Annotated in this window: 15 protein-coding genes, 2 tRNA genes and 1 pseudogene; 5 read left to right on the forward strand and 13 right to left on the reverse strand. The window is 59.7% G+C overall.

From position 1 onward, the window contains the following. Nucleotides 1-99: 99 nt before the first annotated feature. The 6 genes and pseudogenes from HCG46_RS07990 to HCG46_RS08015 all read right to left on the reverse strand — a co-directional run. A pseudogene (locus HCG46_RS07990) lies at nt 100-339 on the reverse strand (DDE-type integrase/transposase/recombinase); the annotation flags it as partial. A gap of 110 nt (nt 340-449) precedes the next feature. Continuing rightward, complete coding sequence (locus HCG46_RS07995) at nt 450-1,025, reverse strand: hypothetical protein (RefSeq protein WP_168685648.1); 576 nt, start codon at nt 1,023-1,025, stop codon at nt 450-452. A gap of 735 nt (nt 1,026-1,760) precedes the next feature. Further along, nucleotides 1,761-8,813 (reverse strand): hemagglutinin repeat-containing protein, encoded by a 7,053-nt coding sequence (locus HCG46_RS08000; RefSeq protein WP_168685649.1) that lies wholly within the window; start codon nt 8,811-8,813, stop codon nt 1,761-1,763. 12 nt (nt 8,814-8,825) lie between these two features. Then, complete coding sequence (locus HCG46_RS08005) at nt 8,826-10,565, reverse strand: ShlB/FhaC/HecB family hemolysin secretion/activation protein (RefSeq protein ID WP_168685650.1); 1,740 nt, start codon at nt 10,563-10,565, stop codon at nt 8,826-8,828. Nucleotides 10,566-10,569: 4 nt separating this feature from the next. Continuing rightward, nucleotides 10,570-11,178, reverse strand: a complete 609-nt coding sequence (locus tag HCG46_RS08010; RefSeq protein WP_168685651.1) for an invasion associated locus B family protein — start codon at nt 11,176-11,178, stop codon at nt 10,570-10,572. Nucleotides 11,179-11,819: 641 nt separating this feature from the next. Continuing rightward, nucleotides 11,820-11,896: transfer RNA gene (locus HCG46_RS08015), tRNA-Pro, on the reverse strand. A gap of 360 nt (nt 11,897-12,256) precedes the next feature. Between HCG46_RS08015 and HCG46_RS08020 the strand changes: the two genes are divergently transcribed. Further along, a tRNA-Gln gene (locus HCG46_RS08020) sits at nt 12,257-12,331 on the forward strand. Nucleotides 12,332-12,357: 26 nt separating this feature from the next. Here HCG46_RS08020 and HCG46_RS08025 read toward each other — a convergent pair. After that, nucleotides 12,358-13,377 (reverse strand): LacI family DNA-binding transcriptional regulator, encoded by a 1,020-nt coding sequence (locus HCG46_RS08025; protein WP_055658599.1) that lies wholly within the window; start codon nt 13,375-13,377, stop codon nt 12,358-12,360. Nucleotides 13,378-13,500: 123 nt separating this feature from the next. Between HCG46_RS08025 and HCG46_RS08030 the strand changes: the two genes are divergently transcribed. From HCG46_RS08030 to HCG46_RS08045, 4 genes are all read left to right on the forward strand, one after another. Beyond that, nucleotides 13,501-14,058, forward strand: a complete 558-nt coding sequence (locus HCG46_RS08030; RefSeq protein WP_152511474.1) for a gluconokinase — start codon at nt 13,501-13,503, stop codon at nt 14,056-14,058. Nucleotides 14,059-14,087: 29 nt separating this feature from the next. Further along, nucleotides 14,088-15,110 (forward strand): TRAP transporter substrate-binding protein, encoded by a 1,023-nt coding sequence (locus tag HCG46_RS08035; RefSeq protein ID WP_168685652.1) that lies wholly within the window; start codon nt 14,088-14,090, stop codon nt 15,108-15,110. Between the two features lie 72 nt (nt 15,111-15,182). Beyond that, entirely contained in the window at nt 15,183-15,731 is a 549-nt protein-coding gene (locus HCG46_RS08040) for a TRAP transporter small permease (protein WP_031269566.1), read from the forward strand. A gap of 53 nt (nt 15,732-15,784) precedes the next feature. Continuing rightward, a complete protein-coding gene (locus HCG46_RS08045; RefSeq protein WP_051990172.1) occupies nt 15,785-17,047 on the forward strand; it encodes a TRAP transporter large permease subunit in 1,263 nt (420 codons plus the stop codon). 245 nt (nt 17,048-17,292) lie between these two features. Here HCG46_RS08045 and HCG46_RS08050 read toward each other — a convergent pair whose 3' ends face one another. The 6 genes from HCG46_RS08050 to HCG46_RS08075 form a co-directional block, all read right to left on the reverse strand. Next, nucleotides 17,293-20,424, reverse strand: a complete 3,132-nt coding sequence (locus tag HCG46_RS08050; RefSeq protein ID WP_168685653.1) for an efflux RND transporter permease subunit — start codon at nt 20,422-20,424, stop codon at nt 17,293-17,295. Nucleotides 20,425-20,455: 31 nt separating this feature from the next. Beyond that, on the reverse strand, nt 20,456-21,634 hold the full coding sequence (locus tag HCG46_RS08055; RefSeq protein ID WP_023001561.1) for an efflux RND transporter periplasmic adaptor subunit: 1,179 nt from the start codon (nt 21,632-21,634) through the stop codon (nt 20,456-20,458). A 304-nt stretch (nt 21,635-21,938) separates the two neighbouring features. Continuing rightward, nucleotides 21,939-22,790, reverse strand: coding sequence for a metal ABC transporter permease (locus tag HCG46_RS08060; RefSeq protein WP_168685654.1), 852 nt, complete (start codon nt 22,788-22,790; stop codon nt 21,939-21,941). After that, nucleotides 22,790-23,701 (reverse strand): metal ABC transporter permease, encoded by a 912-nt coding sequence (locus tag HCG46_RS08065; protein WP_023001559.1) that lies wholly within the window; start codon nt 23,699-23,701, stop codon nt 22,790-22,792. Before HCG46_RS08065 ends, HCG46_RS08060 begins: the two co-directional genes overlap by 1 nt. Beyond that, nucleotides 23,701-24,600, reverse strand: a complete 900-nt coding sequence (locus tag HCG46_RS08070; protein WP_062489545.1) for a manganese/iron ABC transporter ATP-binding protein — start codon at nt 24,598-24,600, stop codon at nt 23,701-23,703. The genes HCG46_RS08065 and HCG46_RS08070 overlap by 1 nt, the downstream gene beginning before the upstream one ends. A gap of 88 nt (nt 24,601-24,688) precedes the next feature. Continuing rightward, nucleotides 24,689-25,597, reverse strand: coding sequence for a metal ABC transporter substrate-binding protein (locus HCG46_RS08075; RefSeq protein ID WP_286185236.1), 909 nt, complete (start codon nt 25,595-25,597; stop codon nt 24,689-24,691). Nucleotides 25,598-25,821: the final 224 nt, after the last annotated feature.

Below are 25,821 nucleotides of genomic sequence, written 5' to 3' on the forward strand. Positions count from 1 at the left end.
CAGTCATGTATGGGCTGCACGAACAGGCCGAATACATGAACGCACCCGCCGATGAAGATCACGTTCAAAACACTTGCGCCCGCGGGGCCGTCTATACATGAAGCTCTCGACAAAACCATTTTGCATCGGTTTTCCTGGCGCGATGTAGTGCCATTCGGCGCTGCGGTCCTGCTGCCATTTGAGAATGGCGTTTCAAGTGAGTTCCGTACCATTGTCGCTGACCACCATTAAGGGATAGCGAGTGCGGCGCTCAGCGATCCCGCCCAGGTCCCGTGCGGCCCGGGCCCCGGACATCGAATTGTCGACGACAGTTCCCAGACATTCCCGGCTGAAGTCGTCACAGCAAATATTTCGAAGTTTTTACAGATTCTACCTAAAATACATATCCAGCCGAACGGCAGCATTCTGTTTTGAAATATTGTAAATAAACACAAAAAAATTTAAACACACTAAGCAACCATACCTGCAATATGCCTCCAGCTTTCAGCATAGTCATCAGCACCAACCTCAAGCGCCAACTCTATTATAGCGCTTGTTGGATTATCTGTTTCCTCAACTACAATTTTGTCTAAGGCACTTGCCAAAACAATAAAATTTTCAAATGTACTTGCTAAAGGCCTCACAAGGGCACCCGGCGCAGTGGTAATATCTACATAATAAACAGAACCGTCGCCATGATAAGGGCTCGCTTTTGCAATCCCAATAATGTCTGCTTCAAAAGAAGCTACGTTAACTAAATTGTCGGGAAGTAACGGATTTTGAAATTGTCCGTTTAGCTCTCTCAGTGAATCGAGAACACTAACATTGTCTCCTGGACACAAATCAAAAAAAACTAATGAACCCCCCTCGACTTGGTACTGACTAACAAAATCAGTATAACTCCTAGATAAACCTAAACCTCTTACAACTTGGTCTAACCCCACTAGTGGATTGACTCTTTCCTTTAAAATGGCTCCACCAAAGGATCTGATTTCTTGCTCTCTGCTGGAATAGTATTCCAATGCTTCAGTAATTGTTTTGACCATAGGCATCAATCTTGGAGATAGGCAAAAAGGTAACTTCGTGGGAATTGCGTTAGGAGCCACGCGAGAAAAACACTGAAATTATCTTTTAGTTCATATTATTTACAAGCTACTTTCAGCCTGAGAAAATCAGCGCTCTCCAGAATAATTGCAATTACTTTTTTCAACCCAAGACAGCTTCCGATAACAACGCGACCCCTAACTTAAGTCTTACGCTCAAATAAATGAAGCGTCTATAACTAATTTTATGCAAATTAATAAACTAACCTCAGCCTAAACATCGTGAGTTTCGGGTTTATATCCCTGCTCAATTCTATCAATTAGAAGCGGTGCACTTATTATTCCGCGAAGTGAATATCGCAATTCAGAGGCTGTCAATTCTCGATCAAGCATCACTTCGTGTTCGCCGTCCCAAATCCACCAAGGCCCACATTGTCCGTCTGGCGCGACAACCCGCGTTCTAAATCTGGGAAACTCGTAGTTGCAGTCCGAGACTGGGACATTCGCAACAATGGATAGCAAACCTTCATCTAAAGCAGCCTGAAGAGGAAAAAACGCATGAAATTGAGGTCTTCCTCGAACTACCTCGGAATAATCCTTGGGCGAAGTTGCATAAAACCCCTCAAATATCGACAAAAGAGAACCAAATCTTTGATTTTTATGTGTAAACTGAGCGTACGCGACCCCCTTTGAAGTTAGAATCTGGACTACATCTCCAATTTTAGCCCGTTTTGCCATTTAAAATCCTGGATACCTTTGCTGCCTCAAAAGCTCTGCACCACGAACTAGTGCTTGCTCATATCTTGTCGTTTTATTGACTTTGGAAATTGAGTTGATTTTGTTGATGAGAGAACCGCCATTTTTGCCTAGGCCGTAGAGGTTGATGAGAACTTGCTCAACTGCACGCGCATCGGCTCTGGAAAGGTTAGCCATACCTGGAATTTGGTCAATAACAATTCCCTTCTCGCGCATATGAGCTTGTCCTCGTTTAACAATGTCATCAGTAATTCCTACATATCGTGTCACACCATCAACTTGGCAGCTATATACGCAGGTTTTTCCACTTATTGTCGCTGTGTTGGAGGCATGTTTTGCGAAACGACCAGCTACTTGGGCACCAAGTCGAGAAGCAACAAATGAACCGCCTTTTGCGACTGCGTGTCCAGCAATTGTCCCTCCCGCTTGCGCAATCAACTCCTCGGCCTGAAGAACTGTAATGTACTGCGACCAGGTCATTCCCGTCGTATCGAAGCCCAAAGAGCTTTCGCTCGGTGGCGTCAACTTCAGGAAGGTGGCAAGGTGCAGCTCTTTTTGACCCATGGTGTTGTAGAGCTTGAGCACCGTCTGGTTCTTGGTGTTTTTGCAGCTTGGCGCCTGGCAGTGCAAAGCCTCGTTCGCCAGCTCAAGCATCAAGACCGTGTCATAGGACAGCCCGGATACGCTTTCGATGTCCCATTTGGTGATCGATTTCAGTTGAGCGCGGTCAGCGGCTGGCAAGTCTGCAAAAATGCGCGCTGCCAGAGCAGCCTTCGCATAGGCTTGAACGCCGGGATCAAGGTTCTCACAATATTCTACGAGTTCGGCAAGCGTCTCCCGTTTGATCCCGAACATGAGATCTTCAATCGCAGTCTGAGAGCAGTCCGCAGCGTAGGCTGGAGTAACAATCCAGTTCAGCGGGTTGTACCGATTATACCCTTGACGACCGCCGCAGGCGGCCAAGCGCTTTAGCAGTTCGCGTTGTTGGGGAGACACATCCAGCTTTTCGATGGCCTGCCCTACCGCGGAAAGAACCTTGCCCAGGTCCCGCACCGCCGTATCACTCACATAAAGCTCAAACCCTTCCTGCTTCTGCGAGGTCACTTCCACCACCGCGTCCGGGTCGCGGTTGAGGTTGGCAAGTTGGGTTTCGGTGGCGGTGGTGTCTTCCGCCGCCTCCAGCTCCGCTTCTGCGCGCAGGGCTTCGGCGCGGGCCGTGTCGCCTTCGGCTTCTGCCGCGTCGGCCTCGGCTTCCAGGTCGGCGGCCTTGATGCCGTCGCCATCGCCGTCGCGCACGGTGATCTCGCCCTCGCCAATGGTGGCGCGGGCAACGCCCTCGGTTTCGGAGTTGGAATAGGCCCCTTCCACCGTGATGCCCGGTTTGGACTTGCCTTCCGGATTGGAACCTATGCTGACGCCGACCGAACCGGAAACCTGCCGGCCCTTGCGGTGAAGGTCGATATCCGCCGTTTCCAGACGCTCGGTTTCAAGGGTCAGGTCGCCGGAGCGCGAGGCGATCACCCCGCCGGTGATGGAGGTCGTTTCGCCGACATCGGCATTGAGCGCGTTGTCGGTGACGATGCCGGAGGGGGCGTTCACCCAGGCCGAGCTGTTGGAGCCCTTGGCCCCGTTGACGCTGGCCGAGGCGCCGAAGGTGGGCCCGGCGCCGTCTGCCCCCAGCCCGATGCCAACGGAAACCCCGGCGCTGTAGCCGCTGCTCTGGTTGGAGCCTTCGGCCGTGTCCAGCCGGCTTTCGATGGTGAGGTTGCGGCCGATGTCGAGATCGGCACTGTCGGCTTCAATCCGCGCGCCCTTCAGGGCAAGGTCCCGGCCGGTTGCGACCGACACGTTGCCGCCCGCCGTCACATCCGTGTTGGTGTGATAGGTCTGCGACTGGCTGTAGGAACTCTGCTGGCCGGAGACATCCAGCCCCAGGCTGAGGCTGACCCCGGGGGCGCCATTCTTGCCACTGGCGCCGACACCAAGCGTCAGCCCGATGCCCGCGGACATGCTGGAGCTTTCGCCCTCATAGGCGAGATGGTTTTGCGCCGATTCCAGAATGACATCCCGTCCCGCCGCCATGGCAATATCGTTGCCGGCGTCGATCCGCGCGCCCTTGGCGGTGATGTCGCGTCCCGCCTCCAGGGACATGTCGTTGCCCGCCGACAGCGTGGCGGTGCGGGCGATGGCGCTAACCTCCGACGAGCTGCTTTCCTCGCGGGAGATGCCGATGCCGATGCGCACCCCGGCAATGGTGCCGCCCTGGCGGATGGCGTTGAGCTGGTTGAGCGCGTCGACCGCCTTCAGCCCGGCGGAGACCGCGGAAAGCGCCTGATAGCCGAGATTGCCCTTGCCCGAGGCTGCCATGCGCGGCGCATCCGCCAGCGATTTCACCGGACCGGAGATGTTTTCGAAGGCGCCGACCGACAGCGCGAAGGTGTCGATCTTGTGGCTTTCCGAATGGGCATAAAGATCGTGGACGCTGTCCAGGACGATGTCGCGCCCGGCGGTTATGCCAAGGTCTTCGTCGGCGGCGACGGAGGCAGCTTCGGAGACCACATCGCGCCCGGCATCAATGGAAACGTTCCGGCCGGACACCGCCGAGGTGACCTGGGTCAACGAGCTGGTGTCGGAGGTATGCCGTTCGGACTTGTAGCCGGCGACCACGCCCATGTTGCCGGTTTCGGCAAAGAAGCCGCTTTTCTTGTCGACCCGGCTGTCTTCGGAGGTGTTCTGGGCAGCTTCCAGGCGCACATCGCGCCCGGCCGAAAGGGCAACGTCGCTTTGGGAGGATACGGCAGAGCCCTTGACCACGACATCCCCTGCACCGGCCGAGATCTCCAGATCGCCGAGCGCGGTCACCATGGAGCCCACCTGCGTGGTGCTGCTGCTGTCGCGTTTCCTGGAACTTGAGGTCAGGAAACCGCTTTTGTTGCGCGCGGACCGGTCTTCCCGGCTTTCCTCCGCCGTGCCGATGGTGACGTTTTCACCGGCTGTCAGGCTGGCCGTGCCGTCGCTGGCAATCAGCGAGCCTTCCACGGCAATGTTGCGCCCTGCCTTGAGGTCAGCCGCGTCTGCCGCCTGGATGGTGGAGCCGGACACGCGGGTCTGGCTTTCGCGCACATCGTAACGGTTGCTGCCCGCCTGGCCACTGGCTTCAAAATGGCTGTCGAGCTCGATGGCGGTCACCACCAGGTCACGGCCGGCGTCGATTTCCAGGCTGCCGCCGCTGGCAAGATCTGCCCCGGTGATGCGGGTGTCGCTATCGCTGCGGATGGTCAGCGTGTCTTCCGCCGTCACCGTGCCGCGCTCATAGGCCCAGGTGCCGATGGCCGTGGTGCCGTTGCCGGTCGCCCGGGTTGCGGTTTCGATCGAGACAGTCTCGCCGGACAGGGTTACATCCCTGCCGCTGATCGTGCCGGACCTGTTGAGCAGGGTGCCGGCGGCGCTGGCGACCAGGGTTTCGTCGGCCTTGATCGTGCCGCGAACGTTCCTGATTTCCGCTGCCTCCAGCGTCGTGTTGCGCCCGGCGATGACCGCGCCGGTCTTGTTGAGGTCCGTTGTCGAGGCAAGGTAGAGACGGGGCGCGATCACCTCGACGCCGCCCACCACCGCGCGTTCGTACCAGACGATGTCGCTGGTCAGGAGTGCGATCTGCTCCTCGCTCAAGGACACGCCGAACGCCAGGTCCAGCGCCTCGGCCTGTGCACCGGCGCTGTCGATCAGCGTCTTCATCTGCAGGGCATCGGAGGTCTGGTCGGCGGACAGCCAGCGGCGGCCCGTCGCCCTGCGCACCTGCTCTGCCACATACTGGCTTTCGAAATAGGCATCACCGAGCGAGCGGATGTGCTTGTCGATATCGGGAATGCCGACCGTATCCAGGAAATACTGCGACCCGAAGAATGCGCCGATGTCGACGAACGCGAAGCGGGTTTCGTAAAGGAACGGGCTGCTTTCCGGAGCGCGGCTGAAAAGCTGGCCGTTGAACTTGTAGGACGCAGGGTCGAAGGCCGGGGCCTGGGAGCTGGCGTTGAGTTGAACGATGGACGTGTCCTGTGTGGACTTTTGCAGGTCCTCCGGGGTGGAAGGCTCGCCGGCTTCGTTGGTGAGCGTGCCTGTCAGGTTGCCGATCAGCGATCCGCCGGCGTGGATGGTCGCGGGAACGGCGTCGATGGTTTCGGCGCTCAGCGTCTTGCTTTGCACCCCATTGTCCAGAAACTTGTGCGAGGGGGCAAAACCCAGCGTGCGGGTTTCGTAGCTCGACCAGCTCTGGTGAATGGTGATGACCCGCGTCAGGGTCTTGCCGCCGTTGACGATACTGGTGCCGTCGATGCGCATGTCGCCGGAGGCGACGATGTCGCTGTATTCGTTTTCCAGCGTGCCGACATCCAGCACCATGTTGCCGTTCAGCGCCGCGATGCGCGCGACCGGGTCGACCAGCTCATAGGTGTCTTCGGTGACGAAGATGGTCACCACATCGCCCGAACCTGCTGCACCGTCCTCGTCGGGGGCGAGCATCAGCCAGTCGTCATAGGTGCCGTTGTCCGGGTCGAACTCGGGAATGGATGTCGGTGCGTAGTCCTTCCACCAGTTCTGGTCCCAGTCCGCTGCCGTGGCATTTTTGGCCGTGAGGATCTCATCGATCTTTTCCGGGTGCGGCACGAAAACATAGCCGCCGGGCCCGCCGCCAGTGTCCCAGAACTGGTCCCAGTCGCCGATGCCGCCGGCCGCCCAGTATTTGGAGAACCCGCCCTTCAGCCAGTCGGGAGGATAGGCCCCGGCGACGACTTCATTGGCATATGCGGTCGTTTTGGTGTCGAAAGTGGCACCGGTGATGTTCTTCAGGCTATCAGCCCGGATCGTCAGCGTTCCGGACCGTGCCTCGATGATCCCGCCCTTGCGGTTGATGATGCCGGCCGCCTTGGTGCCGGCCGTGCGGCCTTCCAGCGTCAGGCCGTTTTCGGCAACAAGCACGCCGCCATGGTTGTCCAGGCTGGCCGAGCGGATGGTCAGGCCGTTGCCGGCGTGAACGCCGCCCCGGTTGGTGAAGCTGTCCAGGCCATCGAACAGGGCAGCATCATTGGCAATGATGTAAGCGCCGGAGGCAACACTGGTGGTTCCGCCGTTGACCGTCAGCCCGCCGGTCGCTTCCAGTTTGCCGGTCACCGACAGCGTGCCGCCAATGGTCAGCTGGCCGGTTCCGTTCACGCGCAGCAATCCGGCAACGGTCAGATCGTTGACGCTGAGGTCCAGCGCGTTGGTGGCGGTCAGCCCCGGGGCGGCAGCGGCAAGCGTTGCAGTGCCGGTGATGCTGCCGGAGATATCCCGCGCCGCGACCGTCGCACCGGAACCGCTGAGGGAGAGCCCGCCAAGATCGAGGTCCAGGGAACCGACCTCCAGCGCGCCGAGCTGGTTCCAGGTGCCGGCGGTGATCCGTGTCAGGTCGCCGGACTGGAGGCGGGACCCGGCGGCAACGTTGAGCGAACCGGATGCAGTCAGCGTCAACGTGCCGGCGTCCGTTATCGCGGCGCCTTCGCCGGTGACACCGGCAAAAACCTTGCCGCCGGAAATGTCGATCACCGGTGCTGTCAGCGCGACATGGTCGCGCGCGTTGACCTCGCCCGCCGTTGCCACGGTCAAACGGCCGGTTGCCGAAAGGGCAAGGTCTCCGCCGGAATAAAGCACGGAGCCGGAGGCCACCGTGACGTCGCCAAGGCTGGAGGCGACATCGATTGCACTGGCGATCGACGCACTGCCAAGGACCACGTCGTTTGATGCCTGCACCGTGTAGGTGTCGGCGGCAACGGTTCCGGATTGCTGAAGCGCGCCGACGTTGAAGGTGATGGCCTCGCCCGCCTGAAGGTGGCTGGCGGCGGAAAAATCGGCCAGGCCGGTCGTTGCCACCTTGATGGAGCCGACCCCTGCTGCCAGCGTGCCACCGGGCGCCATGCCCGCCAGGAGCTGCGCCTCGTCAAAATCGATGCCTGCCGCTTCCAGCTCCACCTGGCTGCCCGCACCAAGGGTTGCTTCCTTGGCAACCTTGATATCGCCGCCGGCCTTCAGGATCAGCGTTTCCTGGCCATAGAGGGACGCATTTTGCTGAACCTCCACCGACCCGTTGACGGACCGGGCGCGCAGGGTCTTGCGGGCAGACACCGTGCCGCCAAGCACCAGCTTGCCGTCGGCGGTTATCTGAAAATCGCCGGTGGCTGCGGTCGCGCTTTCAGGAGCACGCACACCGACGCCGCTTTCCGTGCCGATCAGCTTGATGCGCCCGGCATACATGCCGCCAAGCGCGGAGGAATCGATGGCAAATTCCGGCTTGTCCGACGCCGACCCGGCCTTGGCCGCAACCGAGCGGTTGGCATAATCGTAGTCGTTGCGACCGGCAAAGACGCCGAGGTTCTCACCAGCGTGGATCTTGCCGTTGATTTCGACCGCGCGCGAGACGATGTCGAAATAGTCGACGCTTTCCGCCGCGACGCCGTCCGCACCGATGGTGACGGTGCCCCGGTCCACCGAGAAGCCCTTCAGCGTTCCCGCATCTACCTGCGGCACGCCGGTCGTCAACGTTGCCCGGGGAATGTTGATGAAGCCGCAGCCGTTACAGGTGATGCCGTTGGGGTTGGCGAGGATGTAGTCCGCCTGCCCGCCGTGCAGCTCCGTCGCGCCCTGCAGCAGCGACCGGTTGGACGAGGTGACTTCGTTCAGGATCACCGTTGCCGGGCCGGAGCCTTGAAGGTTGGGGTTGCCGACAATGTAGCCGCCCAGGTTGCTTTGGCCGACACCTTTGGAATTGTTGAGGATCAGGCCGTTCTTGCCGACATTGAAATCGGTGAACTTGTTATGGGACAGGCCCTGCGCATTTGGTGTGACGATGTTCTGGACCGGCACGCCGTTTGGCGCCGCGATGATCTCCGGCCGGTTGCCGGGCGCAGCAGCGCCATCCGGCGTCAGCCCGCCGGCAAAGGCCGGCAGGGAGGTCTGGACCAGAAAGACGGTACAGAAGAAACCATTTAAAACGGACTTGATCATAAGCCGATCCGCCTAAAACGTTTGAGAAATGCCCAGCCGGAAACGCAAGAAGCCATTTTCCGCCGGATCCAGAAATGTCGGATGGGCCAGAGCCCGCTCATAAGCCACTTCGCCGGTCACAATGCCGCCGCTCAGCCGCAGGCCGATCACACCGCCCATCAGCTCTCCGCCCTCCAGCGGATCGTCGGCATCTTCCAGGACGCCGCCGGCATCCAGACCGGCAAACACCTGCGGCAGACCGAATAGCCGTTTCAGGTTGTCCGGAGCTTTGCTGGCGAATGCGGGCGTGAAGCCAAGCTCAAGCTGGCTGTAGCCACCGGCATCACCCGACAGGCTGACATCGCGGAACCCGCGAACGGACAACGGCCCGCCGATGGTTACCCTTTCGGAGGCAAACAGCGTGTCGGGCGAAAAAGCGCCATAGGTGCTGGCCTGAAAGGAAAGCTGGCCGGCCGGGTTCTGCCAGACCCGCTGGTAGAACCCCGACAGCGTCACCTGGCTGAACTGGGCCGCCGGCGTGCCATCCAGCTGGCGACTGTCCTTCTGGGCGGCAAAGCCCTCCAGCCCCTGCTTGAAGGCGATACTGGCCTGTCCGAACCCGCCGGCAATCCGGCCGCTGATCTTCGTGGACGCTTCCAGAACAGCCAACCGCTGGCTGGAGGCGTCGATGAAGATCTCTTCGATGAAGTTGTTGGCTTCCTTCAGCGAGAACGCGCCGCCGGCACGCCAGACAAAGCGTCCGTTCCGGTGCAGCACCCGGTCGAGCTCCACGCGGCCTTCCCAGCTGGTGCCATCATAGGAATAGTCGCCCGAGGGGCTTTCCAGGCGGGACAGATAGTCCAGATAGGAACCACTAATGTTGACGGTCCAATACCGCCAGGGAACGGACAGATAGGCGTTGATCGAGCGCGAATAGATACGCTCGTCCAGCCTGTCGAGCGAGCTGCGGGCAGAGATCGTCAACAGCTCGTTCAACCCGAGCACGTCCTCAAAGCCGGCGATGCCGTTCCACTGATGTCGGCCGGTGCTGGTGGCCCCGCCATTGTCCAGCGATGCGGACAGTTGCACCGCGTAGGCATCTTTCACCTCGATGGTGACGATGCTCTGGCCAACGCCCGCGCCCGGCTCGATGCGGATGACGGCTTCCTTCGATCCCAGCCGGTTGATCTGCTCCAGCCCCTGCTCGAAATCGCGGATATTCATGATCCGGCCGGATCGCTCGCCGAAAAGCTGCGTTGCCCCTCGCCGTGCCTTGCCGTTTTCCTGAAGGCGAACCTCGGACACCGAGCCCTCAACGATGAGGACACGCAATTCGCCGGAACCGAGATCCTGCGGCACCAGATAGGCGCGCGAGGTGACGAAGCCCTTCTCGACGTAATAATTGGTCGCCGTTCTGAGCACGTTCTGGATGTCGATCAGCGTCAGGCAGGCGCCCTGACGGTTGCGGACCAGCAACTCCAGTTGGTTTGCCGGAACGCGCTTTGCGCCTTCGAACCGGATCCTGTCGACGTCAACACATGGTCCCTCGCCGCCAGTTGCCTGCGGCAGCAGATCCGGTGAACGCTGGGATGGTTCCGTCGTTCCGCCCAGAAAACGGTCACGCTCCAGCCGGCGCTGCTGTTCCTCTCGCTCGATGATCTGCTGCTGCTGGCGCAGCACGTTCTCGATCCCCGCAGGCGTTTGAGCCGCCCCGGGCAGTGCAAACAGCAGTGCCCCTGCAAGCGGAGCCAGGAAACGTGCAAGTGCTCGCATGGTGTCAGTCGGTCGTCTTGCCCGCGGAAAGGTCCTTCAACCGGGCCAATGCGGCAGCGGACCCCTGCAGCGAAAACTCGATGCGGACCTGCTTGTCGTTGGTGGCGGTGACACCGACTGCGGTGAGCCGATTGCCCGTCCGGAGTTTTTCAAGGGCCGTTTCATCCAGCGGCACCGGCACCACGCAGCCTGAGGGAAGGCAGGTCAGGAACTGCGCCTTCGGCAACTCAACGTCATCCACCGCAAGTGTGAGGCCTTGCGAGAAGGCCAGGCCAAAGGGCGCCAGAACCGTCAGCACCGGCCCCTCCCCGGCCCGTTCCTCGACCAACAAGGCGGACAGGCGCTGCCCGGTCTTTTGCTGCACCAGCTCCTGCGTCATCCGACAGGTGCGTGTTTCGGCCTCCACGCACGTCACCGTCCAAGCCTTGAACCGTTCAGTGAGGGTCTTCTGGTCCGGCTGTTCCGATTGGGCGGAGGCTTGCGTGCACACAGCCAGCAGACCTGCCGCCACCAGTACCGGTTTCCAGAACTGTTGGCGCGGTTCAGGCCGCAAGGACCTCGCATTGCGATGACCGGAGACGAAATTCGGCGGTACGAAAAATTGGAAAAACATTGTCTGTGCCTGGAGTATCTGTTTTTTGACGGACAGCACGCAGGGCGTGCAGAGGCGTTCTGCCGGGAGAGCCAGCAGGCCAATGATCAGGATCGTAAAAAGGCAGCTATCGTCGCCGGCCCTTCAAATTCAGAACCGGCAAGTTGTTCAAAAAACAGCGAAACTGTTACGCATTGTCTTTTCCCGCATTGTCTTTTTTGTTAATGCTGCCCTAAGGGTTTAAGCCACAGGTTGCAAGCAATTTTTGCGGGAAAATTGCCTCATATGGTTGAGGATTTTTGTTTAGCAATCGATTTAATTTCAGTTTTATTTCACAAAACTCTCAATCAAAACGAGCACTTGCCAGTATCTTCCAGTCCAGCAAGCAAGTGGCGCGAAGCCTGATCAAACCACGCTTTTTATCGGGGACGAATGTAAAGACCGGTCTCGAGAGACGGGCCACAACGGCAGCAGGTTGCAAAACCAGGTCTGAAACGCACAGCTCCAGCAAGGAAGGCAACGGGCATCGCAAGTGCCAATTCGGTTAGCCGAGACTGTGGCCTAGGGAAGAAAACGTCGACGCAGGCGTACCAATCGCTGCGGGCGAAAACAGGTCCGCAGGCATTGCAGGTCGCGAGGCGTTCAAATTGGAAGGAAGAAAATGGTCGGAGTGAGAGGATTCGAACCTCCGACCCCCTCGTCCCGAACGAGGTGCGCTACCAGGCTGCGCTACACTCCGACACAGAATATGAGCTTAGAAAGCTAGGCTCATCGGGAACAGCTGGGCAAGCCCTCGCTGCGTGGAGGGTCATTTAGCAAAGCTGATCTGATCCCGCAAGCGATTTGCATTGCCGAATGTCACTTTTTTGAAACTGTGAACAACCTCGGCAAGGCAAGGGCGAATTACGCCGCTTTCCAGCGGACACGCCAAGTCCGGCTTGCCGTTCCGCCAACTTGAAGCGGATTGAAACGGCCTCCAATCGTCCCGGCGATGGCTTTGCAACGCACCTGGGGAAAACCGGTCCTTCCCCGTCAAAGTTTGCTCTTGTGGAGACTTGCGCAAAGGATCGAGGCTCGCTATACAGCGTCCCCACGGCCTTGGGGTGTAGCCAAGCGGTAAGGCAGCGGTTTTTGGTACCGCCATGCGAAGGTTCGAATCCTTCCACCCCAGCCAGTCTTTCTTCCCTTAAAAGACATCTTCTAGCCTTGCCCGTTTCGGGCCGTGCTGCCACGTGCGACGACCTCGTAGCCGAGATCGACCACCGGCTGTTCCGGCTCAATTCCGGCAAGGGCACCCGTCAGCATGCGAAAGGCATCGCGTCCCATGGCCAGGCGGAACGTGCGCACGCTAGTGATCGGCGGGTTGGCGGCGGCCATCATTTCCAGATCGTTGAAACCGCAGATACCCATCTGATCCGGAACACGGATGCCGCGCCGCTGGCACTCGAACAGGGCGCCGAGCGCAAGGTCATCGTTGTTGCACAGGATCGCATCGGTTTCCGGCGCCTTCGACAGAAGGTCGGCGACCAGTTCACAGCCAAGGGTGACGGTTGAAGGACGCGGTGTCGTCACGATCCGGCCCGCATCGAAGACACCTGCCTTTTCCGCCTCCCCGCGAAACCCGGCAAGGCGGCGCTGGCTGCGCGGGTCGAGCCGGGCAGCGATATAGCCCGGACGCCTGTATCCGGCAGCAAGAAGATGACGAGTTGCCGCGGCAGAAGCCTCCACGTGGGAAAAGCCGACCATCATGTCATATGGCGCCGGCCCGCACTCCATGATCTGGACGATGCGGCAGTCTGCCCGCTCCAGCAGCCGGGCCGTGTCTTCCGACTGATCGAGACCTGACAGGACCAGGCCAGCGGGACGCTGGCTCAGGAAGGTTCGCACAAGGCTTTCTTCTTCAAGTGGGGAATAGCGGGAATTGCCGAGCTGGATCTGCCATTTCGACCCTTCAGCCGCTTCATAGATGCCTCGCATGACATCGGAAAACACGTTGTTGGTTACTGACGGCACGATGACGCCGATGACGTTGGTCTTGCCCGCAGCAAGCGCGCTGGCCGCAGGATCCGGCACGTATCCGAGCCTGTCGACCACCTCCCGGATTTTGGTCAGTGTCTTGGCGGAGACCTTGTCAGGATCACGTAGCGCGCGCGACACAGTCATAGCGCTAACACCAGCTTCCCGGGCAACATCGGCGATCGTGCTTTTCAAATTATTCAACCATTACAATTGTTTATACCATTGCAAATCAACTCTTCGATAATATCCCAGAAAAAAGTGTTTGACAAATGTTAGCGCTATCATTTTCAATACGCGCAACAACGAGATCATTCGGGGACGGAAATGCAGGGTGAATTGCCATCAGCCTCTGGCGAAACGGCCATCGTCGTGATGGGCGTTTGCGGCGCCGGCAAAAGCCTGCTGGCGAACCGCCTCGCGGACAGGCTTGGCGTCGGCATGGTTGAAGCTGACGACTTTCACAGCCCGGAAAACAAGCGCAAGATGGCGGCGGGAAAAGCGCTGACCGATGCCGACCGCATGCCCTGGCTGGACGCTGTGTCACTTGCCGCCAAGCTGCAGATCTACTGTGCCGGCGGTGCAGTGATCGCCTGCTCCAGCCTGAAGCGCGCCTATCGGGACCGTTTACGCGCTGCCCTGCCCTCGTGCATTTTTGTTCACCTGGCAGGAGAACGCGGCCTGATCGCCGAGCGCCTGGGTGGGCGCCAGGGACACTTCGTCGGTGAAACGCTGCTGGACAGCCAGCTGGCGACGCTGGAACCGCTGCAAGCCGGGGAAGCCGGCTTCAGCCTGGATATTTCAAGGCCTGTCGACGAACTTGTCGACAAAGCCATGAAAGAACTGCGGCCAGCAAGGCCGCCTCGTACCACCATCGCCTCTTGAGCGATGACGTTTCGACTAGGGAGGAAATCATGCTCAAACTCTTGACCAGAACCGCTCTTGCCGCCGTTGCGGCCGGTGTGCTTGCCACGACCGCCATGGCTGCGGACTATTCGTTCCGCTTCCAGTCTTCCGACCCGGCAGGCAACCCGAATTTCGTGCTTCAGCAGGGCTGGGCCGCGAGCGTGAAGGAAAAGACCGGCGGCAAGATCGAGGTCGAGTTGCTGCCTGTGGAGTCCATTGTGGCCCACAGCGAGACCCAGGATGCCATCGCATCCGGCATTCTTGACGGCCATATCACCGATACGTCCTACTTTGCCGGCAAGGATCCGGCTTTCGGCCTGATCGCCAACCCGGTCGGCGCCTGGGCGTCGCCGGACCAGATGTTTGCCTTCATGTACGATGGCGGCGGCAAGGACCTGATGAACGAGCTGGTAGAGCCTTACGGCCTGCACTTCATCGGCGCGACGACACCGGGCCTGGAGGCCTTCGTCTCCAAGGTTCCGCTGAACGGTGTTGACGACCTGAAGGGCCTGAAGATGCGTGCGCCTGAAGGCCTGGTGCAGCAGGTGTTTGCAGCGGCTGGCGCTGCTCCGGTCAACCTGCCGGGGTCCGAAGTCTTTACCGCGCTCGACAAGGGCGTGATCGATGCAGCCGACTACTCGGTCTTCTCCACCAACCAGGCCCAGGGCATGCACGACGTTGCCCCGAACCCGGTCTATCCGGGCTTCCACTCCATGCCGCTGGTGGAAATTTCCATGAACAAGGCCAAGTGGGATGCCCTGCCGGACGATCTCAAGACCGCCCTTGAAGAAAGCGTCAGGGATTTCGCCAACGCGCAGGTGGCAGCTCTCGCCGAGAGCGACCAGAAAGCCGTTGAGGAAGCCAAGGCCAGCGGCAAGGTGACCGTCACGGACTGGTCGCCGGAAGAACGCGCGAAGTTCCGCTCCATCGCCACTGGCGAATGGGCCAAGGTCGCCGAACGTTCGGACAATGCCCAGAAGGTCTATGACGTTCTGACCAGCTACCTGAAAGAAAACGGCCTGATGCAGTAAGCTGCCTCAATGTGGTTACCTGGCGGGCGCCTTCGGGCGCCCGTTTTGTAAAAGAAGCTGGAGGAAACCTTGGTGGAACCGAACGAAACCCCGGAGCGGGAAAAGGATCCCGGCGCTATTGCCGAGGCCGGCATGCTCGGGCGCTGGATCGACAGGGGCGGCTTGCTGTTTGCCATCGGCATCGTTGCTTCGATGCTGATCCTCATCAACGAAGTGCTTTTGCGCTACGTCTTCAACGCCCCCACAATCTGGGCGCACGAGACCACCATCTTCCTGTGCGGCGCCGCCTTTCTCTATGGCGGGCTCTACTGCACCGCGCGCGACCGCCACATCAGGGTCGTGCTGATCTACGACACGTTGCCGCCACCTCTGCGGCGTGTCCTTGATGTCGTCATCTCGCTCATCTGCATGGTCGCCAGCACCTTTTTTGCCTACGCCAGCTGGCTGATGGTTCAGAAGGCGGCCTTTCGGCCAGATGGCAGCTTCCGTCTGGAACGCTCCGGCAGTGCCTGGGACCCTGTCTTTCCGGGCCTGATCAAGGTTTTCCTTCTGGTTGTCATGACGGTGATGGCCGTCCAGTTCCTCATTCTTGCCTATAACTATGCCAGGGGGCGCAAGTGACAGAGTTCTTCGGCTCCCTTCAAGGGCTCGGCATCGAGACCGGCACGCTGCTCATGTTCGCGATGCTGCTGGTGCTGCTGGTCTCCGGCATCCCGCTTGCCTTCGTCACCCTGCTGGTTGCGCTGATCTTCGCGCTCGGCTGGTTCGGACCCATGGTCGTGCCGCTGATCACCAGCCGCGTCTACTCCTTCGTCGGTTCCTTCGTCTTCGTCTCCGTGCCGATGTTCGTTCTGATGGCGGCAATCCTTGATCGATCAGGCATCGCCAGAGATCTGTTCGACGCCATGAAGCTGCTGGGCGGACGCCTGCGCGGCGGGGTCGCTATCCAGACCATCGTCGTGGCAGTGATCCTGGCGGCCATGAGCGGCATCATCGGCGGCGAAGTCGTGCTGCTTGGCCTTGTTGCGCTGCCCCAGATGCTGCGCCTCGGCTACGACAAGCACCTGGCCATCGGCGTCGTGTGCGCAGGCGGTGCGCTCGGCACCATGGTACCGCCGTCCATCGTACTCATCATCTACGGCCTTACCGCCAACGTCTCGGTCGGCGATCTCTTTACCGCCGCCTTTCTGCCGGGTCTGATGCTGGCTGGTTTTTATGTCGCCTACGTCCTGATCCGGGCCTACCTCAACCCGGCCATCGCACCGGTACAGGACGATGAACCTGTGCCGATGGCGGAAAAACTCCGCCTCCTGAAGGGGCTGATCCTGCCGCTTACCGTCGTTGCCGGCGTGCTTGGCTCCATTTACGGCGGCATCGCGAGTGTCACCGAAGCATCGGCGGTCGGCGTTGCCGGGGTGCTGTTGTCGACGGTGGTTCGGGGGGAATTTACACTCGAGCTTCTGAAAGGTGCTGCCCTGCAAACGCTTCAGACCGTCGGCATGATCGTGTGGATCGGCATCGGTGCAAGTGCTCTGGTCGGAGTGTTCAACCTGATGGGCGGCATCAAGTTCGTCTCGGCCCTCATATCCGGCATCTCCGACAATCCGACCATCATCCTGCTGTTCATGATGCTGATCCTGTTCGTGCTCGGCATGTTCCTGGACTGGGTCGGGATCGCTCTGCTGACGATGCCGATCTTCGTGCCGATCATCAAGGATCTCGGCTACGATCCGGTTTGGTTTGGCGTTCTGTTCTGCATGAACATGCAGGTGTCGTTCCTGTCACCGCCGTTCGGGCCTGCCGCCTTCTATCTCAAGAGCGTGGCCCCACCGGGCATAACGCTGGCAACGATCTTCCGCTCGCTGCTGCCGTTCATCGCCCTGCAGATACTCGCCGTAGGTATCCTGCTGTTCTTCCCGGCCATCACCGGGCGGTAAGGCAAAAACAAAAACCGCCCGTGGACATACGGGCGGTTTCTTTTTTCGCGATGCCTCTGCTCGCCAATCCGGCCAAGCGCAGCGTCAGCCGGGATCAGAGAGGAACTGGTCTTTCGGTTTTGAAGATACCCGGTCAACTGCGCCTGTTCACACGAACCGGCTCTCCAATCCTGGATCTCAGCTGCGCTGCGTCCGGGATGACTCGGTTGGGTGAAAGCCAGCCCAAAGCCGGCTTTCCAGTGTTGTCACTCGCCCGGCTGTTGACTGATCGTCCTTGCCGCGTCCAGTTCCTTGTGAAGGCGCTCTTCTTCCTGAACGGCCGGTGTGATGAACCGTCCGAGCAGGAGATAGGCAACCGGCGTCAGGAACAGGGTCGAGACAGTCGCAAGGCCCAGACCTCCGACAATGACAAACCCCAGGGCAATTCGCGCTTCTGCCCCGGCCCCGCTTGCCATGATCAACGGCACGCCGCCGACAATGGTACAGATCATGGTCATCATCACCGGTCTCAAGCGGATGTTCGAGGCATTCTCGATCGCTTCGCGCAGTCCCTGCCCGCGATCCCGCAGCTGGTTGGCAAATTCCACGATCAGGATGCCGTTCTTCGCCATGATGCCCACAAGCAGCACGAGGCCGATCTGGGAATAGACGTTGAGTGTCGTCCCGGTCAGCAGCATGGCGAAGACAGCGCAGGCCAGGCCAAGCGGAACCGTCGCCATGATGATGAGTGCACTGATGAAGCTCTCGAACTGGGCCGCCAGCACCAGCAGGATGATGATGATCGCAAAGCCGAAGGTGCGCGCCATGGAGGATGACTGTTCACCCAGCGTTGCCGTTTCCGCCAGCGGCACGATACGAGCACCGGGCGGCAGCAACGGTTCGGCGATCTTCAGCGCTTCCTGATAGGCATTGCCGAGGGCGAAGTCGTCCGCAAGACCTGCCGTAACAGCGACGGAGCGCAGCTGCTGTTCCCTGGCAAGAGAAGGCGGCACGGCCTTTTCCACCAGGCTGGCAATGGTCGACACGGGTACGAAGCGGCCATCACCTGTCTTGATGAAGATGTTCTCCATATCCGTCGGATCGTTGATCGGATTGGACGTGGAAACGAATTTCACGTCATAGGCCTGATCGTTGATGAAAACCTGCCCGATCTTGCGACCGTCCAGCATGGCCTGCATGGCCGTGCCCAGTCCGTTAATGTCGATGCCAAGGTCGGAGGCGCGTTCGCGATCGATGGAAACCGAAAGCTGCGGCTGGGTGGCCTCGGTGGACAGGCGCACCTGCCGGAACCTTGGGTCCTGCTCCATCGCCGAGATGATCTTGTCTGCCGTTGCGCCGAGCGTCGCATAGTCGTTGCTGCCGGCGACGGCAAACTGAAGGCCGGACCCGGCACCGCGAATGCCGAGGCTGTTAGGCTGGAAGGCGAAGGCCCGCACACCCGGTACATCGCGCACAAGCGCACTGACCTCGGACAGGATCTGCTGCTGCGACCGCTCGCGCTGGTCCCACGGCGCCAGACGCATGACGATGAAGCCGCTGTTCTTGGAACCGCCTGTTCCCGCAATCGAGAAGGTGCTGTTGATCTCGCCGCTTTCCCGGTAAGGCTCCAGCAGGTTTTCGATCTGGCGCATCTGCTGAGACAGGTAATCGAGGCTCACGCCCTGAGGCGCGGAAATGCGCATGAAGGCAATCGAGCGGTCTTCAGTCGGCGTCAGTTCCGACTTGATGGTGGGAAACAGGACACCCGCGGTGGCTGCAAACAGCAGCGAAATAGCCACAACCACCATCGGCGCATCAAGGCATGCATGCAGGCAGCGCCGGTAGAGCGCACTCAACATCCGCCCCAGACCGCCGGCACCGCCCCCGTGATCTTCGGCCTTGCCGGCCGGTTTACTCTTGAGAATGCGCGAGGCCAGCATGGGACACAGCGACAGCGCCACGATGGAGGACAGGAACACCGCGATGGCGAGTACGAAGCCGAATTCGCGGAACAGCCCGCCGGTCTGCCCCGGCAGGAAGGAGAGCGGTACAAACACGGCAATCAGCGTCGCCGTTGTCGCCAGCACCGCGAAGAAGACCTCTTCGGCACCCAGAACCGCCGCAGCGCGTGGTCCGATGCCTTCATTTCGCCTGCGCACGATGTTTTCCAGCACCACGATGGCATCGTCGACCACAAGGCCTGTTGCCAGAACCAGCGCCAGAAGCGTCAGGATGTTGATGGAGAACCCGGCAAGATAGATCGCCGCAAGTGTGCCGATCAGCGCCACCGGCAGGGATACGCCCGGAATGATGGTTGCCCGCCAGTCCCACAGGAAAATGAAGATGATCAGCAGAACGATGCTGACCGAGATGGCAAGGGCAATCTCGACTTCATGAATGGCGCCATTGATGAAGGTGGCGTCATCGCTGGTGACCTCGATGGTCATGCCTTCGGGCAGGTTCTCCTGGATACGGTCGACCGCGGAGCGAACGCCTTCCGAAATCTCGAGCGTGTTCGACTGGGCGGAGCGAATGACGCCAAGGCCGATGCCCGACTTGCCGTTGGCGCGCAGCTGTGTCTGGCCCAGATCCGGGCCAAGTGTCACCGTCACGAAGTCGCGGAGCCTTGCGCGGCGATTGATAATAACGCTTTCGAATTCTTCAGGCGTATCAATGGAAGCCGTGGCGCGGACGATCAGATCCTGGTTCTGACTGGTCAGCGAGCCTGCCGGCGTATCGAAGGCCATGGAGGACAGGGCATTGGCCACATCCGCGATGGTCAGATTGAGGCTGGCCATCTTGGCCTGGTCGATGTCGATCCGGAAGATCTTGTCGCGGTCACCGTAGACCTGGACGTCCGCGACACCTGGAACAGCGGCAAGGACGTCGGAAATCTCGTCTTCCACCAGCACCGTCATGTCCTCGACCGACATGCGGTCGGAGGTCAGACCCAGGCGCAATACCGGCTGGGCGTTGGCATCAGCCTTGATGATACGGGAAGGCTCGGCGTCCTCGGGCAGATCGTTGGTGATGCGCCCGAGCGCATCTCGCATGTCGGAAGCGGCAACGTCCAGATCGACATCATCGGAAAATTCCACGGTCACACGGCTTCGGCCGAAGGAGGACGATGAAGAGATAGACTTCACGCCGGAGACACGTGCCACTGCGCCTTCGATGACACCGGTCACTTCACGGTCGATGGTCTCGGCAGCTGCGGCCGGATAATCGGTGCTGACGGTGATGACCGGGCGGTCGACGTCGGGCAGTTCGCGCACTTCGATACCGAAAATTGCCGCGATCCCCGCAACCACGATCAGCATGTTGATCACGAAGGCAAGAACCGGACGCCGCACGAACAGGCCGGTGATGCCAAGTTCCTTCAAACGGTCCATCTGCATGGCAATCTCTCCAAGACCTTCAGGTCAATTCTCAGGAACCGCTTTGGCTGGAAGCAGTTGTCGCCGGAGTGTCCGATGCCGGAGCCTGTTTGCGGTCTGCAACCGTCACGTCTGCCCCGTTGCGAACCAGATGAATGCCTTCGGTCACGACCTCGTCGTTGACCGTCAGCTCCGCGTCGACCAGCACGCTGTCGGTGTTGCGCTGGATAATGCTGACCGGGACACGAACGCCCTTGCCTTCACGCACGGCCCAGACGAAGGCACCGTCGGAACCCCATTGCACGGCCAGCGGATCAACCGCCGGATACTTGTCGCCGGGAAACTTCATCGAGACCTGGAACGACATGCCGGCTCTCAACTTGTCAGCCTTGTTCGGAAAACGGGCACGAACCTGAAGTGTGCGGCTGTCGATATCGATGCGGTTGTCGACGGCACTGATGACACCCTCGAAGGTTTCACCCGGGCGGGCGACCGACGTGGCGGTGATCGGAGATCCCACTGCGATAGCGGAGGCGAACCGCTCCGGAACCCAGAAATCGACAAGAATTTCGCTGCGGTCGTCAATGGTTGCGATGACGGTCTGCGAGGAAACGTAATTGCCTGCGGTAATGGGAAGAATGCCGACCACGCCGGCGATCGGAGTTTCGATGGAGCGGCGGGAGAGCGCCAGTTCGGCTTCGCGAAGTTGCAGCCGCGCATTGTCTACCGAGAGTTCCGCGTCTGTCACCTGAACAGCCGTAGCCGTATTGGTTTTCCGCAGCACCTGCATACGCTGAAGCCGGGCCTCGGCATCTTTCAGAGCATTTGCGGCTCTCTCGACGGCGATCTGCTCGGCGTCCAGATCCAGTTTGGCAATGGCATCTCCGGCCTTCACGGTGGCACCGGACTTGACCAGCACCTCGGTCATGCGGCCGCTTGTGTAAGGCGTCACGGCAACAGACTGCAGTGCCGTGCTGGTACCGATCGCCGACAGACGGTCATTGATCGTGATTTCGACGACCGGCGTTGCAACGACGGCACCTTGCGGCCCACCCCGGCCACGCCGTGGTTGATCGCCTCCGCTTGGCGCTGCATCGGCGACGGCAAAATCCAGCCAGTCGATCCCCCAGGCGGACAGGTGCGCGCCGGCTCCCGGATAATAACGAACCCAGAGCCCCGCCGCCACGATGACAACCAGGAGGGTGAGAACGAGCTGTTTCCAAATTGACAATTGGAACTCCGATCAGAACTTGCCGGCACTGCCGAAAACGGTTGTTTCCTGAAACCAGTTATCTACGGCAATTCCCGTATGCCAACAATCGATAAGGTGTACCAATTTGTAAGCGAAACGACACACTTTCACGCCAATGAGTTGTTCCATCTTTGCAAATTCTACCTATGATATAGAAACTGACTGCCGGAACCGCCGCGAGAGCGTCTTCTGGCCGGGATTTCTATCCAGATAGCGTAGTGATTGCCCGAAACCAGTGCCGACGTCCGGCACCGGTTCTCTTTCAGGATGGCAGGATCTGTCCCTATGCGACGTCGTCAACGCGGCGCAGGGAAGCCTGCCGGGTCAGGATCTGGCGGCGGGCAAACGCGGCGATGAAAACGGCTGTCAAAATGAGGACGATGGTGGGGGCCGGTGCGCTGTCCAGAAAGAAGCTGGCGTAGGTGCCTGCGACCATTGACACCATGCAGACCAGCACCGACACGTAAAGCATCGACTTGAAGGTGCGGACCAAAAGGAATGCGATCGCCCCCGGTGCAATGAGCAAGGCAACCGCCAGGATAAGGCCCGCAGCAGAGAGCGTTGCCACGATCGTCAGCGACAGTGCCGCCAGAAGGCCGTAATGCAACAGCTTTACCGGCAAACCGGAGGCCTGAGCCTGGGCCGGATCGAAACTGTGCAACAGAAGGTCTTTCCACTTCAGCACCAGCCCACCGCCGACAACGAGGGCAATAACGCCTGCGGTGACAAGCTCGTGCTGCTCCACACCCAGCATGTTGCCGAACAGGATATGGTCCAGATGAGCGTTTGTCCGGATCGAGACGTAAAGCACGATGCCGACACCGAACATGCCGGAAAACACGACCCCCATCACGGTATCCTGCTTCACCCGGCTGTTACCTGACAGGTAACCCGTCAGCACGGCACAAACCATGCCGGCGGCAAAAGCGCCGACGATCAATGGTATGCCAAAGATGTAAGCCAGTACGATGCCGGGTAAAACCGCGTGGCTGACAGCGTCCCCCATCAGGGCCCAACCCTTGATCACCAGGAAGCTCGACAAGAGTGCTGTCGGGATGGACACGATCACGCAGATCAGAAACGCGTTCTGCATGAAGGGGAACTTGAACGGCAGAAGCAGCGTCTCGAGGTCCATCAGGCCTGATCTCCCGCTTCTGATTTCGCAACGTCCGCAGCGTATCCCCGGCGCAGGGCTTCCGCCGACTTGCGCCTGGCGGCCAGAAGGCCGTGCTTTGGCGCCAGAACGAATGTGAACAGGAAGATCAGGGTCTGCAAGGTGACAATGATACCGCCTGTGGCCCCGTCCAGAAAGTAGCTGATATAGGCCCCGGCAAAGCTGGTCAGCGTGCCGATCGCGATGGAGGTCAGGATCAGGCGCGGGAAGCGGTCGCACAAGAGGTAGGCTGTCGCACCGGGCGTGACCACCATTGCAATAACGAGAAAGGCCCCGACCGTCTGCATGGCCGCAACCACGGAAGCGGACAGAAGCACGAAAAAAATTGCCTTGAGGAGACCGGGCCTCAGACCGATTGTGCGGGCATGGCTTTCGTCAAAGAAAGTGACCATCAGATCCTTCCACTTGAGCGTCAGGATCGCCAGCGACACAAAGCCGATGATGGCCAGTTGCAGGGTATCTTCCGGCGTGATGGCCAGAATGTTGCCCATGGTGATCGTCTGGACCGAGACCGACATGGGGCTGATGGAAACGATAAAGAGACCAAGGCCGAAGAAAGACGTGAAGATGAGGCCGATGATGACGTCAACCTTGAGGCCCGAACGTTCGGACAGGAACAGCATGGCCCCGGCTGCAAGTCCGCCCGCCAGGAAGGCCCCAAGGGAAAACGGCAGGCCCAGGATATAGGCACCGGCCACCCCCGGCACGACCGAATGAGACAGGGCATCGCCGATCAGCGACCAGCCTTTCAACATCAGGTAGGACGACAGGAAGGCGCAAACCCCGCCAACAAGTGCGGAAACCCACATGGCATTGGTCATGTAGCCGTATTGAAAGGGTTCGAGAAGATAGGCGAAACTGAAAGGCTCCATCAGTCGCGCGCCTCTCTTGTCTGCACTTCGTCGCCATATTGAACGAACGGGCGCTCGTCGTCGGTCAGGATCGTCACCGTACGCTGATCGCCATCCGTGTGCAGGGTCTGGTCGGAAATGGTGAAATGGCGCAGCACACCGCCAAAGGCCTTCTCCAGGTTCTGACGGGTGAAGGTTGTCGCGGTTGGCCCGTAGTCGAGCACCGTTCCCTTGACCAGCACCGTCCTGTCGCAGAATTCGGGAACGGAACCGAGGTTATGGGTGGAGACAAGCATCACCCTGCCCTCGGCCTGTAACTCTCGCAGCAACGCCACGATCTGTTCCTCGGTTTTCACGTCGACGCCGGTGAAAGGTTCGTCCAGCAGGATCACCTGGCCGTCCTGGGCAAGAGCGCGGGCGAGAAAGACGCGCTTGCGCTGACCGCCGGAAAGCTCGCCAATCTGCCGATGCCGGAAATCCTGCATGTTCACGCGGGTCAGTGCCTGGTCGACCGCGGCATGGTCCGCTGGTTTTGGTCGGCGCAAAAACCCCATGTGGCCATAACGGCCCATCATCACCACGTCTTCCACCAGAACGGGGAATGACCAGTCGACTTCCTCCGATTGGGGAACGTAGGCGACGAGGTTCTTCTTGAGGGCTTCCCGAACGGTCATATCCAGGATCCGGATGCGCCCTTTGGCTGTGGGCACGAACCCCATGATGGCCTTGAACAGCGTCGACTTGCCCGCGCCATTGACGCCGACAAGAGCCGTGACGGTGCCGCGCGGGATCGAGAAGCTGGCGTTCCAGAGTGCCGTATGTCCGTTCCGGTAGGTAACCGTAACGTCCTCGGCGGCAATTCCGCCATCGTCCCTGACGTTGGGCATATCCATAACCGGGTCCTTGATGACATTCAGCATGCAGGCTTTCCAGTACAATCCGAAGTTACTGTGACACAATCAAGGGCAGCATCGGGTCATGCTGCCCGGCAGTCTTTATTACGGGCCATCACTGTGAATTGGATTTCAGCCCCTCGACCACCGTGCTCGAGGTGACCTTCAGCAAATCCAGGTAAGTGGGCACCTTGCCGTCCGCCTCGCTCAGGGAATCGACATAAAGGTCGCCGCCATATCTCGCGCCGGTTTCCCGGGCCACCTGCTTGGCAGGCGAAGTGTTGACCGTGCTCTCGCAGAAGACGACCGGGATGTCGTGCTCTCGCACCCCGTCAATCACCGAACGGACCTGCTGCGGCGTGCCCACCTGATCGGCGTTGATCGGCCAGAGGTACAGCTCCTTCATGCCGAAATCGCGAGCGAGATAACTGAACGCGCCTTCACAGGTCACCAGCCAGCGCTTGTCTTCCGGGATATCGGCAACGGCCTGGCGCAGCGGCTCTATGGTTTCGCGCAGCTTTGCCTTGTAGGCATCCGCGTTGTCGGCATAGACCTCCGCATTCTCCGGGTCGTATTGGGCAAATGCCTTGGAGATGTTGTCGATATAGATCAGCGCGTTGTCCAGGCCCATCCACGCATGCGGGTTCGGCTTTCCTTCATAGGAACCCGACGCGATCGAGATCGGTTCGATCCCGTCTGTAAGTGTTACGGAGGGGATGTCGCCTAGGTTGGACAGAAACTGCTCGAACCAACGCTCAAGGTTCATGCCGTTCCACAGGATCAGGTCCGCGTCGGATGCCCGCACGATGTCCTGCGGTGTCGGCTCATAACCGTGGATTTCGGCACCCGGCTTGGTGATCGACACCACGTCGGCGGTCTCCCCGGCAACATTCTGCGCAATGTCGGCAAGAACGGTGAATGTGGTCACCACTTTCATTTTGTCCTGTGCGGAAGCGCCGTTTACCGGTCCGGCTGCAAGTGCCGCAAGAGAGACCGTCAGAAGCAGTTTTTTCAACATCACCATATCCCGGTTCGAACATCATTTCTGCAAGTGATATTGCAACTCATTCGCAACTGTCAAGCTTGTTGCGAATGAGTTGCAATATCATTCTTGTCTTCATGTGCCGTCGCCGGGCGACTCACCTCAGGAAGAACGCGGCGTCACCGGGCAATCCCAACCTTGTTCCCGCATTAAGGTTGAAGCGTGTCATGCCGATGTATCAATCGAATAAAAAGCACCCCACCGGA

Origin of the sequence: Labrenzia sp. PO1 (assembly GCF_012273635.1) — a bacterium.
Classification (GTDB): domain Bacteria; phylum Pseudomonadota; class Alphaproteobacteria; order Rhizobiales; family Stappiaceae; genus Roseibium; species Roseibium algicola.

Excerpts from the sequence above, each read along its gene's own strand:
- HCG46_RS08045 (WP_051990172.1), top strand. The coding sequence starts at position 15,785 with ATGTTCGCGATGCTGCTGGTGCTGCTGGTCTCCGGCATCCCGCTTGCC.
- HCG46_RS08050 (WP_168685653.1), bottom strand. The coding sequence starts at position 20,424 with ATGCAGATGGACCGTTTGAAGGAACTTGGCATCACCGGCCTGTTCGTG.
- HCG46_RS08005 (WP_168685650.1), bottom strand. The coding sequence starts at position 10,565 with ATGCGAGCACTTGCACGTTTCCTGGCTCCGCTTGCAGGGGCACTGCTG.
- HCG46_RS08065 (WP_023001559.1), bottom strand. The coding sequence starts at position 23,701 with ATGGAGCCTTTCAGTTTCGCCTATCTTCTCGAACCCTTTCAATACGGC.
- HCG46_RS08030 (WP_152511474.1), top strand. The coding sequence starts at position 13,501 with ATGCAGGGTGAATTGCCATCAGCCTCTGGCGAAACGGCCATCGTCGTG.
- HCG46_RS08000 (WP_168685649.1), bottom strand. The coding sequence starts at position 8,813 with ATGATCAAGTCCGTTTTAAATGGTTTCTTCTGTACCGTCTTTCTGGTC.
- HCG46_RS08010 (WP_168685651.1), bottom strand. The coding sequence starts at position 11,178 with ATGTTTTTCCAATTTTTCGTACCGCCGAATTTCGTCTCCGGTCATCGC.
- HCG46_RS08070 (WP_062489545.1), bottom strand. The coding sequence starts at position 24,600 with ATGCTGAATGTCATCAAGGACCCGGTTATGGATATGCCCAACGTCAGG.
- HCG46_RS08035 (WP_168685652.1), top strand. The coding sequence starts at position 14,088 with ATGCTCAAACTCTTGACCAGAACCGCTCTTGCCGCCGTTGCGGCCGGT.
- HCG46_RS08075 (WP_286185236.1), bottom strand. The coding sequence starts at position 25,597 with ATGGTGATGTTGAAAAAACTGCTTCTGACGGTCTCTCTTGCGGCACTT.
- HCG46_RS07995 (WP_168685648.1), bottom strand. The coding sequence starts at position 1,025 with ATGGTCAAAACAATTACTGAAGCATTGGAATACTATTCCAGCAGAGAG.
- HCG46_RS08060 (WP_168685654.1), bottom strand. The coding sequence starts at position 22,790 with ATGGACCTCGAGACGCTGCTTCTGCCGTTCAAGTTCCCCTTCATGCAG.